Origin of the sequence: Pseudomonas sp. P42 (assembly GCF_017973755.1) — a bacterium.
GTDB lineage: Bacteria > Pseudomonadota > Gammaproteobacteria > Pseudomonadales > Pseudomonadaceae > Aquipseudomonas > Aquipseudomonas iridis.
In genome coordinates this window covers 412247-428157 of the sequence record NZ_JACOPU010000001.1, presented here as the reverse complement: position 1 = coordinate 428157, position 15911 = coordinate 412247, and the positions used below count along the sequence as shown (strand labels likewise).

The following is a 15911-nucleotide window of genomic DNA, read 5'->3' as shown; positions in this document are numbered from 1 at the left end:
TTCTGATAATTAGCTGATCTGCAAGACCCGAGCCATGGCCTGGTCGTCGTCTTTGGCGGTGTTCATCATCTTGATGTGCAACTCGAACTGCTTGGCCAGGGCCAGCACCGAGGTCATCTCTTCGACGGCATTGACGTTGCTCGACTCAAGGAAACCCGACACCAGTTTGACGTTGGCATCAGCCTGCGCCGGCTGGCCGTCCTTGGTGTAGATCGAGCCGTCGAGGCCTTTATTCATGTTCTTGATGTCAGGGTTGACCAGTTTGATCCGGTCGACTTCGGCCATCACACGCGGGCCTTCGCCCATCGCACGAATACTGATGGTGCCGTCTTCACCGACTTCGATCTGCTGCTCGGGCGGCACGGCGATCGGACCGCCATTGCCCATCACCGGCATGCCGTTGCCGGCGCGCAATACACCGAGGGCATCGACGTTGAGGCTGCCGGTGCGCACGTAACTTTCGCCGCCGCTCGGGTTCTGCACGGCGATCCAGCCGTTGCCGGTCACGGCGACGTCCAGGTCACGTCCGGTCTGCACCAGCGAGCCCGGAGTGAAATCGGTGGCGGGCCGCTCGCTCATGGCAAACGCACGCGCCGGAAAGCTGTCACCGAACACCGGCATCGAACGCGCCTGCTCCAGGTCGCGCTGAAAACCGTTGGTGGAAATGTTCGCCAGGTTGTTGGCATGAGCCCTTTGCGCCAGCGCGTTTTGGCTCGCGCCGGTCATTGCTACATAAAGGTACTTGTCCACGCTCTTTCCTCTGCATGCCGGACGTTTGCCGCCCACTGCTGTACTGCTGAGCCATAAGCAATTTGCAGACCAACTTTTTTCTGGCAGCGCGAAGCCCGGCAAACAAAGGACTTGAGGGGGATTGCGGGGAAAGGGGAAATGTATCGAAGTCGAAAAACCGGCGGTGTTGTGCCGGTAGGTGGCAAAGGCTGACACCGACGTTGTCTGCAATGCCGCCTTCGCGAGCAGGCTCCCTCCCACAGGGGAATGCATTGCAACTGTGGGAGCGAGCCTGCTCGCGAAGCGGCCATCAAAGCCAATGGCGTTTTTGACTATGACTCGGACTTGCCAACCTCATACTCTCGCAATTTATTGGCAATGGTCGTGTGCGAAACGCCCAGTCGCTTGCCCAACTGCCGACTGCTCGGGTGCTCCGAATACAATCGCTCCAACACGGCTTTCTCGAAGCGCCCGACGATCTCGTCCAGCCCGCCCTCCAGCGAAAAATCGCCAAGCGGCTGACGCACGCCGTAATCCGGCAGACGAATATGTTCGGCTTTGACCATACCGCCGTCACACAGCGAAACGGCCTGGAACAGCACGTTTTCCAACTGCCGCACGTTGCCCGGCCAGTGGTAATGGCTGAGCCGATCCATCGCCGCCGGCGCCAGTTTCGGCAGCGAACAGCCAATCTGCCGACTGGCCTGATCGAGGAAGTGCTCCACCAGCGGCGTCAAACCGTCGAGGCATTCGCGCAGCGGTGGAATGTGCAGCGACAGCACGTTCAAGCGGTGATACAGATCCTGGCGAAATTCGCCCCGCGCGCACAATTCGGACAGGTCCACCTGCGTCGCGCAAATCACCCGTACATCCAGATAAACCTCTTCATCACTGCCAACGCGACGGAAGCAGCCGTCCTGCAGAAAGCGCAGCAGTTTGACCTGCAAGCGCGGGCTCATCTCACCCACGCCATCGAGAAACAGCGTCCCCCCTGCCGTCAATTCCAGCAGACCAAGCTTGCCTTCGGCCCGCGCACCTTCGAAAGCACCGGGGCCATAACCGAACAGTTCGGTCTCGGCCATCGACTCCGGCAGACCCGCGCAGTTGAGCGCCATCAGTGGCGACTGCCCGCGCGGACTGGCAAGGTGACAGGCGCGCGCCAGCAACTCCTTGCCCGTGCCGGTTTCGCCTTCTATCAATAGAGGTGCATCGAGTGGCGCCATCCGCCGTGCTTCACGCACCACTGCGGCCATGACTTTGGAGCTCTGAAAAATGCTGTCGAACCCGCGCAGTTCCTGCTTGCGCACGTTGTAGATGCGCTCGCCGACGCGGTCGGCGCGGTGCAGGGTCAACACCGCACCGGCCATGGCTTCGCTGTCGTCGTGTTCCGATTGCAGCGGGGCGATATCGGCCAGAAACACGTCGCCTTTGACCTTGACCCGCATGCCGTTGATTCGCGATTTATTCGCCCGCACCAGTTCCGGCAAATCGAAATCTTCGGCATAGCGCGACAGTGGAATCCCCGGTACTTCATCGACCCGCACGCCGAGCAACTGTGCCGCCGCGCGGTTGGCGGCGACGATCGAGCCGCCCATGTCGATCGACAGCACCGGAAACTCCAGCGCACCGAGCAATGCGTTCAATTCCATGTGCCGGCGCTCGCTCGGCATCAACCCTACCCGCTTGACGCCGAACACGCCGGCAATCGCTTCGAATTTCGGCCGCAGCGCCTGGAACTGGATATTGATCAGGTTCGGGCAATGCAGATAGATCGCGTTGCCATGCTCACCGCCGACCTCGCCGCGCGCGACGTTGATCCCGTACGCCACCAGCAAGTTGAGGATGTCGCGCAGGATGCCGATGCGGTTCTGGCAGTGGACTTTGATACGCATATAAATGACCCGACAGACCAGTAAAAGGGTTGAACACAGACCCTGTAGAAGTGAGCCTGCTCGCGACGGCGGCGTCATATTCAGCATTGATGTGTCAGACAAACCGTATTCGCGAGCAGGCTCGCTCCCACAGGGGATACTTTCTGCCGAGGCACGCAGATAGTTGTCAAGATTATGTGACAGCTACCGACCTTTTCAAACCCGTGAATCACTGTAAACGCGAGATATTCGTGAAAGCGTAACGATTACTTTACGAATTAAATAGAAATTTCCTACGCGCAGGTGATTCAACCTGCTGCACATCAACGCGCTCTCAGGTAAATCTGAGTCCATCGCTGGACATAACAAGAACGAATTCCCCTAGCAGGAGAGCAGTATGAAGCAGACGCAATACGTGGCCCGCGAGCCCGATGCGCAAGGTTTTATCGACTACCCCGCCGAAGAACACGCGGTGTGGAACACGCTGATCACTCGCCAACTGAAAGTGCTTGAGGGTCGTGCGTGCCAGGAGTACCTGGACGGTATCGAAAAACTCGGTCTGCCCCACGACCGCATTCCGCAACTGGGCGAGATCAACAAAGTGCTCGGCGAGACCACCGGCTGGCAGGTCGCCCGTGTCCCGGCGCTGATCCCCTTCCAGACCTTCTTCGAATTGCTCGCCAGCAAACAATTTCCGGTGGCCACGTTCATTCGCACCCGCGAAGAGCTGGACTACCTGCAAGAGCCGGATATTTTCCACGAGATTTTTGGTCACTGCCCGCTGCTGACCAACCCGTGGTTCGCCGAATTCACTCACACCTACGGCAAACTCGGCCTGCAAGCCACCAAGGAAGAGCGCGTTTATCTCGCCCGCCTGTACTGGATGACCATCGAGTTCGGCCTGGTCGACACCCCGCAAGGCAAACGCATCTACGGCGGTGGCATCCTGTCTTCGCCCAAAGAAACTGTTTATTCGTTGTCGGACGAGCCCGAGCATCAGGCATTCGATCCGCTGGAAGCGATGCGCACGCCGTATCGCATCGACATCCTGCAACCGCTGTACTTTGTCCTGCCGAACCTCAAGCGCCTGTTCGATGTGGCCCATGAAGACATCATGGCCATGGTCAGACAAGGTATGCAGCTAGGTCTGCACGCGCCGAAATTTCCGCCAAAACCAAAAGCGGCGTGACCCGCCACTTTTGCTGACAAGTGAGTCTGTCAGTTGCCGCCACTTTGCTTTAGCGTGGCGGCATTGACGGCCAATATAAAAAAACACCTCCAGATTTCAGGAAGCCCACCATGTCTACTTTGAACCAAGCCCACTGCGAAGCCTGCCGCGCCGATGCGCCACAAGTCAGCGACGAAGAACTGCCGATCCTGATCAAGCAGATCCCTGACTGGAACATCGAAGTTCGCGATGGCGTGATGCAGCTGGAAAAACTGTTCCTGTTCAAAAACTTCAAGCACGCGCTGGCCTTCACCAACGCCGTCGGCGAGATTTCCGAGGCCGAAGGTCACCACCCGGGCCTGCTGACCGAGTGGGGCAAAGTCACCGTGACCTGGTGGAGCCACTCGATCAAAGGCCTGCACCGCAACGACTTCATCATGGCAGCGCGCACGGATGAAGTAGCCAAGACCGCTGAAGGACGCAAGTAATGCACTTTGACGCCATCGGCCGGGTACCCGGCGACCCTATCCTCGGTTTGATGGAGGCGTATGCGCAGGACCCTAACCCGCGCAAATTCGACCTGGGCGTTGGCGTCTACAAGGACGCCCAGGGCCTGACGCCGATCCCTGAAGCGGTGAAAATCGCCGAGGCGCGGCTGGTCGAAAGCCAGGACACCAAGACCTACATCGGTGGCCACGGCAATCCGTTGTTCGGCAAGGTCATCAACGAGCTGGTGCTTGGCACCGGTTCGAAACTGCTCGCCGAGCAGCGTGCAGGCGCCACTCAGACGCCGGGCGGCACCGGTGCCCTGCGTCTGGCTGCCGACTTCATCGCCCAATGCCTGCCGGACAAAGGTGTATGGCTGAGCAATCCGACCTGGCCGATCCACGAAACCATTTTTGCGGCGGCCGGTGTCAAGGCCAGTCACTACCCTTATGTGGGCAGCGACAACCGTCTCGACGTCGAAGCGATGCTCGCGGTGCTCAATGAAGTGCCGAAGGGCGACGTGGTGTTGCTGCATGCGTGCTGCCACAACCCGACCGGTTTTGACCTCAGCCATGACGACTGGCAGCGTGTGCTGGACGTCGTGCGCAGCCGTGATTTGCTGCCGCTGATCGACTTCGCCTATCAGGGCTTTGGCGATGGCCTGGAGCAGGATGCGTGGTCAACCCGGTTATTCGCCGCTGAACTGCCTGAGCTGTTGATCACCAGTTCCTGCTCGAAAAACTTCGGCCTGTATCGCGACCGTACCGGTGCGCTGATCGTCTGCGCGAAAAGCGCCGACAAGCTCATCGATATCCGCAGCCAACTGGCCAACATCGCCCGCAATCTGTGGTCGACGCCGCCGGATCACGGTGCAGCTGTGGTCGCGACGATCCTCGCTGATCCAGAGCTCAAAGCCCGTTGGGCCGACGAAGTGGAAGCCATGCGCTTGCGTATTGCCCAATTGCGCAGCGGCCTGGTCGAAGCGCTGGAGCCGCACGGTTTGCGCGAGCGTTTTGCGCACATTGGCGTGCAGCGCGGGATGTTCTCCTACACCGGCCTGTCACCGGAACAAGTGAAACAACTGCGCGAGCATCACAGTGTGTACATGGTGAGTTCGGGTCGGGCCAACGTTGCCGGCATCGATGCGACACGCCTGGCGCTGCTGGCCGACGCAATCGCCGACGCCTGCAAGTAAGACCGCAATACCCTGTAGGAGCTGCCGCAGGCTGCGATCTTTTGATCTTGCTTTAAAAAAGATCAAAAGATCGCAGCCTGCGGCAGCTCCTGCATTTGTTTTCGCAGCAATCTTTTGCTTCCCGCCCTCACCTGCGGCCATTTGTCGCAATAAATTGAATTAAAAGTCTGATTGTCATTTTTCCTGCTGTATCCTGCGCAGGCTTTCTGAAAGCGCGGATCTACCAGATCTATCAACAGACTTAGCGAGGAGCGCAACCATGCACGAGATTCCTAATCTCCCCTTCCCAAGCCTGCACGAGCCTGAGCAGACGACCATGCAACAAGCCGGCGCCGCACAGGCCGAGCCTGAAGAAGCTGCTGAGAGCCGTCCGGCCGACAGCGAAGAGTAAGCAACACCCGCCGTACAGACCGTGTGGAAAGCGCTAAGATGCGCTTTCCACACTGCCTGAACCGAGCCCGCCATGACCGACGAATTCTCCGAAAGCCAAGCTGCCGTCCTGATCGGCGCCACCGAGAAAATGATCGAGATCTGGAGCCGCCTCTCTCCCGAGAAACAAGCCGCCCTGCTCGCCCGTTTCGGCAGCGAAGAAAATGCCCTCGCTGCACTGGTCACCACGCAACTGGTTGCCCCCGCCAAACCCTGAAGTCGCCGCAAGGCAAATAGTTTTACTTTTCCCGCCCCAGATTATTTCTCACCGGTATCATGAGCAGCCTATCTATTGTGCTGCTCCCGTGGATCTTTACCCATGTCGTCCTCTATGTCCGAGCCCCAGCGCCCTATGAAGGTTACGCTGCAGGTTGTTTCCATCGTCCTCTTCACCTTTATCGGTTATCTGAACATCGGCATTCCGCTCGCGGTGCTGCCGGGCTATGTCCACAGTGATCTGGGTTTTGGCGCGGTCGTCGCCGGGCTGGTGATCAGTGTGCAATACCTTGCCACCCTGCTCAGCCGCCCGTACGCCGGCAAGATCATCGACAACAAGGGCAGCAAGCTGGCCGTCATGTATGGCCTGGCCGGTTGTGGCCTTAGCGGCGTGTTCATGCTGATTTCCGCGTGGACGCCGAACCTGCCGATGCTTAGCCTGATCAGCCTGCTGATCGGCCGTCTGGTATTGGGCAGCGCGGAAAGCCTGGTCGGCTCCGGCTCGATTGGCTGGGGCATCGGCCGCGTCGGCGCAGCGAACACCGCCAAAGTCATCTCGTGGAATGGCATCGCCAGTTACGGCGCACTGGCGATCGGCGCGCCGTTCGGGGTGTGGCTGGTCAGTCGATTGGGCTTGTGGAGCATGGGCGTAAGCATCATCTTGCTGGCCGCGCTGGGCCTGCTGCTGGCGTGGCCGAAAACCGCCGCCCCGGTGGTCGCCGGTGAGCGCTTGCCGTTCATGCATGTGCTTGGGCGGGTTTTCCCGCACGGCTGCGGACTGGCGCTGGGCTCGATTGGTTTCGGCACCATCGCCACCTTCATCACCCTGTATTACGCCACGCAGCATTGGGACAACGCGGTGTTGTGCCTGAGCCTGTTCGGCGCCAGTTTCATCGGCGCGCGGCTCTTGTTCGGCAACCTGATCAACCGCCTCGGCGGCTTTCGCGTGGCGATTGTCTGTTTGTCGGTAGAGACACTGGGGCTGTTGCTGCTGTGGCTGGCGCCGGATGCGCATTGGGCCTTGGCGGGCGCGGCACTGAGCGGTTTCGGCTTCTCGCTGGTGTTCCCGGCGCTGGGCGTAGAGGCAGTGAATCTGGTGCCTGCGTCCAGCCGGGGCGCGGCAGTCGGCGCCTACTCGCTGTTCATCGACCTGTCACTGGGGATCACCGGGCCGTTGGCCGGGGCCATTGCTGCCGGATTCGGTTTCGCCTCGATCTTCCTGTTCGCCGCCCTCGCCGCGCTGAGTGGCCTGGCGCTGAGCGTGTACCTGTACAAGCACACGGCGAAATACCGCGAAGACTAGAAATCCACCTTGCCGCGCCCGGCCTTGATGCTGCCGCGCTTGGTTTTCGATTCGAGCCGACGCTTCTTTGAACCGAGGGTCGGCTTGGTCGGGCGACGTTTCTTCTCGACTTTGGTGGCGCTGACGATCAACTCCACCAGACGTTCCAGCGCATCGGCCCGGTTGGCCTCCTGCGTGCGGTATTGCTGGGCCTTGATGATCAACACGCCGTCGCTGGTGATGCGACTGTCGCGCAGCGCCAGCAACCGTTCCTTGTAGAACGCGGGCAAGGACGAGGCCGCAATGTCGAAGCGCAGGTGCATGGCACTGGAGACCTTGTTGACGTTCTGCCCACCCGCACCCTGGGCGCGAATGGCCGTCAATTCGATCTCGGCATCCGGCAGATGCACATTGTTGGAAATCACCAGCATGGAAAAGCGTCCGTATTCAGTAAGCGCAGGATACCGCGAAAATCCTCTCGAACCTGACGAAGATCCACTGTGGGAGCGAGCCTGCTCGCGAATACGCAGTGTCAGTCGAAAATCATTCAGCTGACACACCGCCTTCGCAAGCAGGCTCGCTCCCACAGGGAATTTGCAAAAGGCTCAGAAACAACAAACCCGGCACATTGGCCGGGTTTGTTGTTTGTGCAGCTTGCTTACTTGGCGGCAGAACTCGCCGCGTGCAGCGCCTGCTGCGCGCCACGCTTGTTCTTGATCACGTAGCAGACCCACATGAACACGACCCACACCGGAATCGCATACACCGAGATCTGAATGCCCGGGATCAACAGCATCACGCCGAGAATGAACGCGACGAACGCCAGGCAAACGTAGTTGCCGTACGGATACCACAAAGCCTTGAACAACGGCGTCTGCTTGGTTTTGTTCATGTGCTGGCGGAACTTGAAGTGCGAGAAGCTGATCATTGCCCAGTTGATCACCAGAGTCGCCACAACCAGCGACATCAGCAGTTCCAGCGCATGCTGCGGGATCAGGTAATTGAGCAGCACCGCCACCAGCGTTACCGCCGCGGAGGCCAGAATCGAACGCACCGGCACGCCACGCTTGTCGATTTTCGCCAGCGCTTTCGGCGCATCACCCTGCTCGGCCATGCCCAGGAGCATGCGGCTGTTGCAGTAGGTGCCGCTGTTGTATACCGACAGCGCAGCGGTCAGCACCACGAAGTTGAGGATGTGCGCGGCGGTGTTACTGCCGAGCATCGAGAACACCTGCACGAACGGACTGCCGCTGTAGGAATCGCCAGACGCGTTGAGGGTTGCCAGCAGGCTGTCCCATGGGGTCAGCGACAGCAGGATCACCAGGGCGCCGATGTAGAAAATCAGGATCCGGTAGATCACCTGATTGATCGCTTTCGGGATCACGGTTTTCGGCTTGTCGGCTTCGGCTGCGGTGAAACCGAGCATTTCCAGGCCGCCGAACGAGAACATGATGATCGCCATGGCCATCACCAGACCGCTGACGCCGTTGGGGAAGAAACCACCGTGGGACCACAGGTTGCTGACCGAGGCTTGCGGGCCACCGTTGCCGCTGACCAGCAGGTAGCTGCCGAGGGCAATCATGCCGACAATCGCCACGACCTTGATGATCGCGAACCAGAATTCGGCTTCACCAAAGACTTTGACGTTGGCCAGGTTGATCAGGTTGATCAGCACGAAGAACCCGGCAGCGGACACCCAGGTCGGGATCTCCGGTGCCCAGTAGTGGATGTACTTGCCGACCGCGGTCAGCTCCGACATGCCCACCAGAATGTACAGAATCCAGCAGTTCCAGCCCGACAGGAAACCGGCAAAGCCGCCCCAGTACTTGTGCGCGAAATGGCTGAAGGAACCGGCCACCGGCTCTTCGACGATCATCTCGCCCAACTGCCGCATGATCATGAAGGCGATGAAGCCGCAGATGGCGTAGCCGAGGATCATCGACGGGCCGGCGGATTTCAGGACCCCGGCCGAGCCGAGGAACAATCCTGTACCGATCGCGCCACCGAGGGCGATCAGTTGAATGTGTCGATTTTTCAGGCCGCGTTTCAGCTCGCCTGATTGCGAGGGTTGTCCACTCATGAAAAAGGTCTCACGCAAGGTTTGATGATGTTCAGTAGACGTTGCTGCAAGGTTGCGATTTCAAGCAGCCCCGATCAAACCCCAGCGCAGGCACCAGGAGTTCAGCGTTTTTACAACGGTCATGCGTCACCTGTTTGTTTTTATCTGTGACGAAATCGAACCCGACACGCTTGTGGCGCGGCGGAGTGAACAAGGCGTATAGCCTTGAGATTCATGCGATTACGCAGAGGGTCACAGTTAAAACGCGGCGCATTGTACACCGCTAACCCCCTGCCGCCAGACCCCGCTGGATCAGCGTATCGGTTGCCGGGATTGCGTGTGTCCGCCTCGATACGCTCGAGCGGCTGCAAAAATTGAGTCAAGCCTTTGCGGGCCATCGACGGGAACGGTAGGAAAACCGTCCCACGGTGAGAAGTGGAAATCAGTCACGGCGTTCATTGCGCCTCCTTCTTGTTATGCACCTGCACGGCAGGCATGAGGCGCATCTCACCCTTCAAACGCCTCTGAAACAAGCGCGCCAGAGCCTTGCGCAGCTCCCAGCCGATGGGGCTTCGGCAGGTTTTCCTTACAGCGTTGACATCAGGCTCCTTTCACTGGGGTTTACCGCAGATTTCGTAAACATTTATTTACAGACCGTAACGAAGAGTTTCCATTTCAGAAATTTCTGTCAGACGTCTGCAAATTGACGGTAGCTAGCTTGCTAACGATCCGAACGCTTAGTTTTTTGTTTTTAAATAAGAAAACCGCCGCCAAAAAACAGAATAAAAAATCCATTTAAAAATTAAATGAATGATTTTTTGCATTATAAAAATCCCTGAACTAGGTTCTTCACGTCTCGCCGGCCAACTCGACCGGCCAGTCACAACCGTGAAAGTCATCTAGGAGATCGACCATGCAAGCATTGGAAAAAGACTTGGATAGCGAACTGCAACTGGACGAATGGTTTGAAGCACCGACCCACGAGGCCGCCGTAGAAATGATGCAAGCCGACGCGGTCGTTCCGTTCGGCACGGCGATGTGGCCTCTGTAAAGACATCACCGGGCAGGCACGATCCGGCCGGTCGTGCCTGCCGCTTTCTTCACGGTCAGTCAGGGAGGACTCATGGATAAGCCCCGCGCGATCTCGCATTTCCTTTACTACCTCGAACATCATCCAGCCCTCGCCGGCCTCGACTCGGCGCAGGTCTTGCTCGGCCACACCGCCGATTACGAAGCCCTGACCGGCGCGATCGCCGAACAGGCCAGCAATCATCCGCGTTTCAACTTCAGCGCCCGGCGCCTGGACCTGGAAAGCACCGCAGCGCTGACCTCGGCGATAACCGACAGCGATCTGTACATTTTCTTCTACGACTCTTCCACCCTGCCTAACCCGCGCCCCGACGGCCCGGAGTTTGTCCGCGCGCTTCAAGCGGTGATGGCGCAAAACTGGAAGAAGTCGCTGCTGTTCAAGGATTACGGCGATTATTTTTACGACACGTTCAGCGTCACGCCGCAGCGGATTGCCGGACTGAACAGCCACCTGATTCAGCGCATGTCCCAGGCCACCACCCTGAGTTTCAAGGATGACCTCGGCTCATGGTTTGAAGCGCCGCTGAGCAGCATCAAGAAGTGGACCGACATCAACGGTGTCGGCAACTTCGACCTGGCCCCCGGTGAAATCGCCACCCACAGCGAAGAAATCAACGGCCACGTGAAGTTCAAGGGCACCTTCCTCAGCACCATTCCGTTTGCGCGCAAGTACGGCGTGCTGGAGTCGCCGCTGGAGTTGTGGATCGAAAACTCGACCATCAGCCGCATCGCCACGGATGTGCCGGGCCTGGAGCATGACTTCAACAAATACCTGGATGCGAATCCGTCGAACCGGCGGATCGAGGAACTGGGGATTGGCACCAACGAAGGCGTGAAAGACCTGTATGCGCGCAACGCCGGGTTCGAAGAACGCCATTGTGGCTTGCATCTGGGGCTGGGTGGCGGGGCCAAAGGCAGCCATCACCTGGATCTGATCTTCTCTGGAGGGGTGTTGGCGCTGGATGACAAGCCGGTGTTTGATGGGCGGTTTGTGTTCTGATTCTGGAAATCATGGGGCTGCATTGGCCTCATCGCTGGCAAGCCAGCTCCCACAGGGATCTGCGGTGTTCACAGGATTTATGCAACGCAACAAAAACCTGTGGGAGCTGGCTTGCCAGCGATGAGTCCCTCAAAAGCACTACCCCACTTTCGCCAGACGAAAAAAAACGCCAACCCTGCGGTTGGCGTTTCTGCTTTAGCTTGAAGCTTGCCGCTAGAAGCTCACAGCTGCCTTATTCCGGTTTCTTGCGACCGAAACCCGGACGCTGGCCGGAACCGGCCGGTGCGCCGCGACGCTTGCCCGATGGCTTGTCGTCGGCCAGTTTGATCCCCGGACGCTTTGGTGCAGGTTTGGCCGGGCGCTTGTTGGTGGTGTCCGCTGGACGATCCGCCACTGGCGTGCCACGACCGGCAGGTGCACCCCGCTCGCCACGCTCGGTGCGACCGTTGGCCGGACGCGGAGCGCGCTCGCCGTCACGGGCAACCGGCTTGCGCCCCGGACGCTCGCCTTCGATGTGCGGCTCGCGCGATGGACGCGGGCCGGTCGGAGCACCAGCGGCTGGACGCAGCGTACGCACGCGCTCGGTCTTGCCCATCGGGCGCGACGATTTGCGCTGCAGACGCTCAAGCTTGTCTTTGCTCTTGGCGTTCAGTTGCGGCATCGCCACCGGCGTCAGACCCACTTCAGCACTCAGAATGTCGACTTCGTACTGGCTCATTTCGCGCCAGCGGCCCATCGGCAGATCGGAGTTGAGGAACACCGGGCCGAAACGCACGCGCTTCAGACGGCTGACCACCAGGCCCTGGGATTCCCACAGACGACGAACCTCACGGTTACGACCTTCCATCACCACGCAGTGATACCAGTGGTTGAAGCCTTCGCCGCCCGGCGCCTGCTTGATGTCGGTGAACCTGGCAGGACCGTCTTCCAGCACCACGCCCGCTTTCAGGCGCTCGATCATTTCGTCATCGACTTCACCGCGTACACGCACGGCGTACTCGCGGTCCATCTCGTACGACGGGTGCATCAGACGGTTGGCCAGCTCACCATCAGTGGTGAACATCAACAGACCGGTGGTGTTGATGTCGAGACGACCGATGTTGATCCAGCGCCCTTCTTTCGGACGCGGCAGCTTGTCGAACACGGTCGGACGGCCTTCCGGGTCGTCACGGGTGCAGATCTCGCCATCGGGTTTGTTGTACATGATCACGCGGCGCACCGATTCGGCAGCCTCTTCACGCTTGATCACTTTGCCATCAATGGTGATGGCGTCGAGAATGTCGACGCGCAGACCGAGGGTGGCGTCTTTGCCATTGACCTTGATCCGGCCCTGGGTGATCCAGGCTTCCACGTCACGGCGCGAGCCGACGCCGATACGGGCGAGGACTTTCTGCAGTTTTTCGCCTGCTGGGCCGATTTCCTGGTCGTCTTTCTGATTGATGTCACTCATCTGGGCACCTCCCGGTGTGGTCTGTTCAGCCGTCCTGAGCGGGGCGTCTGAAGCATTGGAATCTGGGTTCTTCACCGAAGGGATCGGCGAAGGGTCGCGAATCATACGCGGATGTGCGGCATCGCGCATCAGAGACTAGTCGATCAGGCCAAGGTTATTTCTTTTTCCGCCGACCGGCGCCACCGAGTTTGATCAGGCGCAACGCGGCTTCGGCCAGTACAGTGCGCTTGTCGTCCTTGTCGAGTTTCTTCCAGGCCTTGATTTCGCGCTTGCTGCGCCCGCAACCGAGGCAGATGTCGTCGGTGAATTTGCAGAGGCTGATGCAGGGATCTTTTGTAGAACTCATCAGATACTCCAGATGTGCAGCGCTCCATGTGGGAGCGAGCCTGCTCGCGAAAGGGTCCTGTCAGTTGACATCATCGTTGCCTGATACACCGCATTCGCGAGCAGGCTCGCTCCCACAGGGGGCAACAGTGTTCTTGAGGAAGGATCAGTCCTCGAACTCGCGGCGTTCGGCTTCGATGGCTTCGGCCAGGGCGCGGGCTTCGGCTTCTTCTTCGCTCAACTCCGGTTCGGGGTCTGGCGCGGGTGGCTCCAGAGCCGCCACGGCAGCGAGCAGTTTTTCCCGAGCTTCGGCTACGCCCAGAATGTCCTCTTCAGGTTCGGCTTGCGGCTCTTCTTCGAGTTCAACTTCGTTCACCGGCTCGACAGTTTCGGTCTCGGTCGACGGTGCTTCGGAATCGGAATCGGCATCGGCGCCATCGCGCAACAGATCGTCGAAGTCGGTCTTGATCCCCTCCTCCATGCTGTCCAGCTCCAGCAACAGCGTATGGAAACTGGTTTCTTCTTTCTCTTCCTCCGGCTCGGCGCTGGCGTCGGCCAGTTCCTGCAAGCCTTGCGGCACCGGGGCATCGTCGAAATCGAGTATCGGGTCGGCTTCCATCTCGCGCAGTTCGGCCAGCGGTGGCAGGTCTTCCAGATTCTTCAGGTTGAAGTGATCGAGAAACCCCTTGGTGGTGGCGAACATTGCTGGCTTGCCGGGCACGTCGCGGTAGCCGACGACGCGGATCCACTCGCGTTCGAGCAGGGTTTTGACGATGTTGCTGTTGACCGCTACGCCCCGTACGTCTTCGATCTCGCCACGGGTGATCGGCTGGCGATAGGCGATCAGCGCGATGGTTTCCAGCAAGGCCCGGGAATAACGCTGCGGCCGCTCTTCCCACAGGCGCCCGACCCACGGCGAAAACTTCTCGCGGATCTGCAAGCGATAGCCGGACGAGACCTCTTTGAGTTCGAACGCCCGGCCCTCGCAGGACTTGCCCAGCAGGGTCAGGGCTTTCTTGAAGACTGCCGGTTCAGGCCGTTCGCCTTCTTCGAACAGTTCAAAAAGGCGCTCAAGGGATTGCGGCTTTCCCGAGGCCAACAGAAAGGCTTCAAGCAGGGGCGCCAGCTCGCGGGGTTCAGTCAGGTTCATGTTTCGACTCGTTATTCGGCTCGGGCTCGCACGTGGATCGCGGCGAACGGATCATTCTGCACCAGCTCGACCAAGGATTCCTTGACCAGTTCAAGGATCGCCATAAAGGTCACCACTACACCCAGGCGACCTTCTTCGGCGGTGAACAGCTCGACGAACGGCACAAAACCGCCGCCCTTGAGCCGCTCCAGCACATCGCTCATGCGTTCGCGGGTGGACAGCGCTTCGCGGCTGACCTGATGGCTTTCAAACATGTCGCCACGGCGCAGCACTTCGGCCATGCACATCAAAATCTCTTCCAGCGCCACGTCGGGCAACAGCTTGCGCGCCCGGGCTTCGGGGGCGTCGAGCTTGGGCACGACCACATCACGGCCAACCCGGCTCAAGCCGTCGATGCCTTCGGCAGCAGCCTTGAAACGCTCGTACTCCTGCAGGCGACGGATCAGTTCGGCGCGCGGGTCGTCCTCTTCCGCCTCGACGGTTTCGGCCCGTGGCAGAAGCATGCGCGATTTGATCTCGGCGAGCATCGCGGCCATCACCAGATACTCGGCGGCCAGTTCCAGACGCACCGACTGCATCAACTCGACGTAGCCCATGTACTGGCGAGTGATTTCCGCCACCGGGATGTCGAGGATGTTGATGTTCTGTTTGCGGATCAGGTAAAGCAGCAGGTCGAGCGGACCTTCAAAGGCCTCAAGAAAGACTTCCAGCGCATCCGGCGGAATGTACAGGTCCAGCGGCATTTCCATGACCGCCTGGCCATAGACCATGGCGAACGGCAGCTCCTGCTGGGCGCCGGCCTGAGGATCGGCAACGGTTTCCACTGCGGACATTCAGGCCTCGACCATGAACGGGGTCGGATCGCCGCAACCGACGCGGACTACTTCAGGATCGTCACCCGTCAGGTCAATCACGGTGGAAGCCTTGATGCCGCCGAAACCGCCGTCGATGATCAGGTCCACTTGATGCTCAAGCAATTGACGCATTTCGTATGGATCCGTCATTGGATCTTCATCACCGGGCATGATCAGCGTCACGCTCATCAGCGGCTCGCCAAGTTCGGCCAGCAGCGCCAGCGCAATCGGATGGCTGGGAACGCGCAAACCGATGGTGCGCTTCTTGGGGTGCAGCAACAGGCGCGGCACTTCACGGGTGGCGTTGAGAATGAAGGTGTACGGTCCCGGCAAATGCGCCTTGAGAATACGGAAGGTGCCGGTGTCGATCTTGGCGTAGTTGCCCAGTTGCGACAGGTCGCTGCAGATCAAGGCGAAATTGTGCTTTTCGTCGAGCTGACGCAGGCGTCGAACGCGCTCGATGGCGGTCTTGTCGCCGATTTGGCAACCGATGGCGTAGGAAGAGTCGGTGGGATAAATCACGACCCCGCCTTTGCGGATGATCTCGACCGCCTGTTTGATCAGGCGCGCTTGCGGGTTTTCCGGATGTATCTGGAAAAATTGACTCAC

Annotated in this window: 17 protein-coding genes; 8 read left to right on the top strand and 9 right to left on the bottom strand. The window is 59.4% G+C overall.

From position 1 onward, the window contains the following. Positions 1-9: 9 nt before the first annotated feature. Both H8B20_RS02090 and H8B20_RS02085 read right to left on the bottom strand, forming a co-directional pair. Complete coding sequence (locus H8B20_RS02090) at positions 10-750, bottom strand: flagellar basal body rod protein FlgF (RefSeq protein ID WP_150594284.1); 741 nt, start codon at positions 748-750, stop codon at positions 10-12. Between the two features lie 311 nt (positions 751-1061). Beyond that, complete coding sequence (locus H8B20_RS02085) at positions 1062-2621, bottom strand: sigma-54-dependent phenylalanine hydroxylase transcriptional regulator PhhR (protein ID WP_042558185.1); 1560 nt, start codon at positions 2619-2621, stop codon at positions 1062-1064. A gap of 376 nt (positions 2622-2997) precedes the next feature. On the opposite strand from H8B20_RS02085, the gene phhA reads away from it, so the two are divergent. The 6 genes from phhA to H8B20_RS02060 all read left to right on the top strand — a co-directional run bounded on the left by phhA (position 2998) and on the right by H8B20_RS02060 (position 7397). After that, the gene (gene phhA / locus H8B20_RS02080; protein WP_042558184.1) at positions 2998-3789 is read left to right on the top strand and encodes a phenylalanine 4-monooxygenase; all 792 of its coding nucleotides are present in this window, start codon (positions 2998-3000) and stop codon (positions 3787-3789) included. 110 nt (positions 3790-3899) lie between these two features. Then, complete coding sequence (locus tag H8B20_RS02075) at positions 3900-4256, top strand: 4a-hydroxytetrahydrobiopterin dehydratase (protein WP_042558183.1); 357 nt, start codon at positions 3900-3902, stop codon at positions 4254-4256. Continuing rightward, positions 4256-5449 carry an amino acid aminotransferase gene (locus tag H8B20_RS02070; protein ID WP_210622220.1) on the top strand — a complete coding sequence of 398 codons (1194 nt, stop codon included), beginning with the start codon at positions 4256-4258 and terminating at the stop codon, positions 5447-5449. Before H8B20_RS02075 ends, H8B20_RS02070 begins: the two co-directional genes overlap by 1 nt. Before the next feature lie 259 nt (positions 5450-5708). Beyond that, entirely contained in the window at positions 5709-5840 is a 132-nt protein-coding gene (locus H8B20_RS28050) for a hypothetical protein (RefSeq protein ID WP_258558327.1), read from the top strand. Between the two features lie 72 nt (positions 5841-5912). Next, positions 5913-6095, top strand: a complete 183-nt coding sequence (locus tag H8B20_RS02065) for a hypothetical protein (RefSeq protein WP_042558181.1) — start codon at positions 5913-5915, stop codon at positions 6093-6095. Positions 6096-6209: 114 nt separating this feature from the next. After that, positions 6210-7397 carry an MFS transporter gene (locus H8B20_RS02060; protein ID WP_210622517.1) on the top strand — a complete coding sequence of 396 codons (1188 nt, stop codon included), beginning with the start codon at positions 6210-6212 and terminating at the stop codon, positions 7395-7397. Here H8B20_RS02060 and arfB read toward each other — a convergent pair. After that, positions 7394-7807: an alternative ribosome rescue aminoacyl-tRNA hydrolase ArfB gene (gene arfB, locus H8B20_RS02055; protein WP_210622219.1), complete on the bottom strand. Its 414-nt coding sequence runs from the start codon at positions 7805-7807 to the stop codon at positions 7394-7396. The genes H8B20_RS02060 and arfB overlap by 4 nt on opposite strands. A 227-nt stretch (positions 7808-8034) precedes the next feature. Next, positions 8035-9456, bottom strand: a complete 1422-nt coding sequence (locus H8B20_RS02050; protein WP_115147837.1) for an amino acid permease — start codon at positions 9454-9456, stop codon at positions 8035-8037. 892 nt (positions 9457-10348) lie between these two features. Between H8B20_RS02050 and H8B20_RS02045 the strand changes: the two genes are divergently transcribed. Both H8B20_RS02045 and H8B20_RS02040 read left to right on the top strand, forming a co-directional pair. After that, entirely contained in the window at positions 10349-10486 is a 138-nt protein-coding gene (locus H8B20_RS02045) for a hypothetical protein (protein WP_042558177.1), read from the top strand. 72 nt (positions 10487-10558) lie between these two features. Next, entirely contained in the window at positions 10559-11524 is a 966-nt protein-coding gene (locus H8B20_RS02040; RefSeq protein WP_210622218.1) for a M29 family metallopeptidase, read from the top strand. 232 nt (positions 11525-11756) lie between these two features. Here the strand turns inward: H8B20_RS02040 and rluB are convergent, their stop codons facing one another. From rluB to H8B20_RS02015, 5 genes are all read right to left on the bottom strand, one after another. Beyond that, positions 11757-12974, bottom strand: a complete 1218-nt coding sequence (gene rluB / locus H8B20_RS02035; RefSeq protein ID WP_042558174.1) for a 23S rRNA pseudouridine(2605) synthase RluB — start codon at positions 12972-12974, stop codon at positions 11757-11759. Positions 12975-13128: 154 nt separating this feature from the next. Beyond that, entirely contained in the window at positions 13129-13320 is a 192-nt protein-coding gene (locus tag H8B20_RS02030; RefSeq protein ID WP_007919669.1) for a DUF1289 domain-containing protein, read from the bottom strand. A gap of 144 nt (positions 13321-13464) precedes the next feature. Continuing rightward, positions 13465-14448, bottom strand: a complete 984-nt coding sequence (gene scpB, locus H8B20_RS02025; RefSeq protein WP_210622217.1) for an SMC-Scp complex subunit ScpB — start codon at positions 14446-14448, stop codon at positions 13465-13467. Between the two features lie 11 nt (positions 14449-14459). Continuing rightward, positions 14460-15158: a segregation and condensation protein A gene (locus H8B20_RS02020; protein WP_210622516.1), complete on the bottom strand. Its 699-nt coding sequence runs from the start codon at positions 15156-15158 to the stop codon at positions 14460-14462. Positions 15159-15281: 123 nt separating this feature from the next. Next, positions 15282-15911 (bottom strand): L-threonylcarbamoyladenylate synthase, encoded by a 630-nt coding sequence (locus H8B20_RS02015; protein WP_115147863.1) that lies wholly within the window; start codon positions 15909-15911, stop codon positions 15282-15284.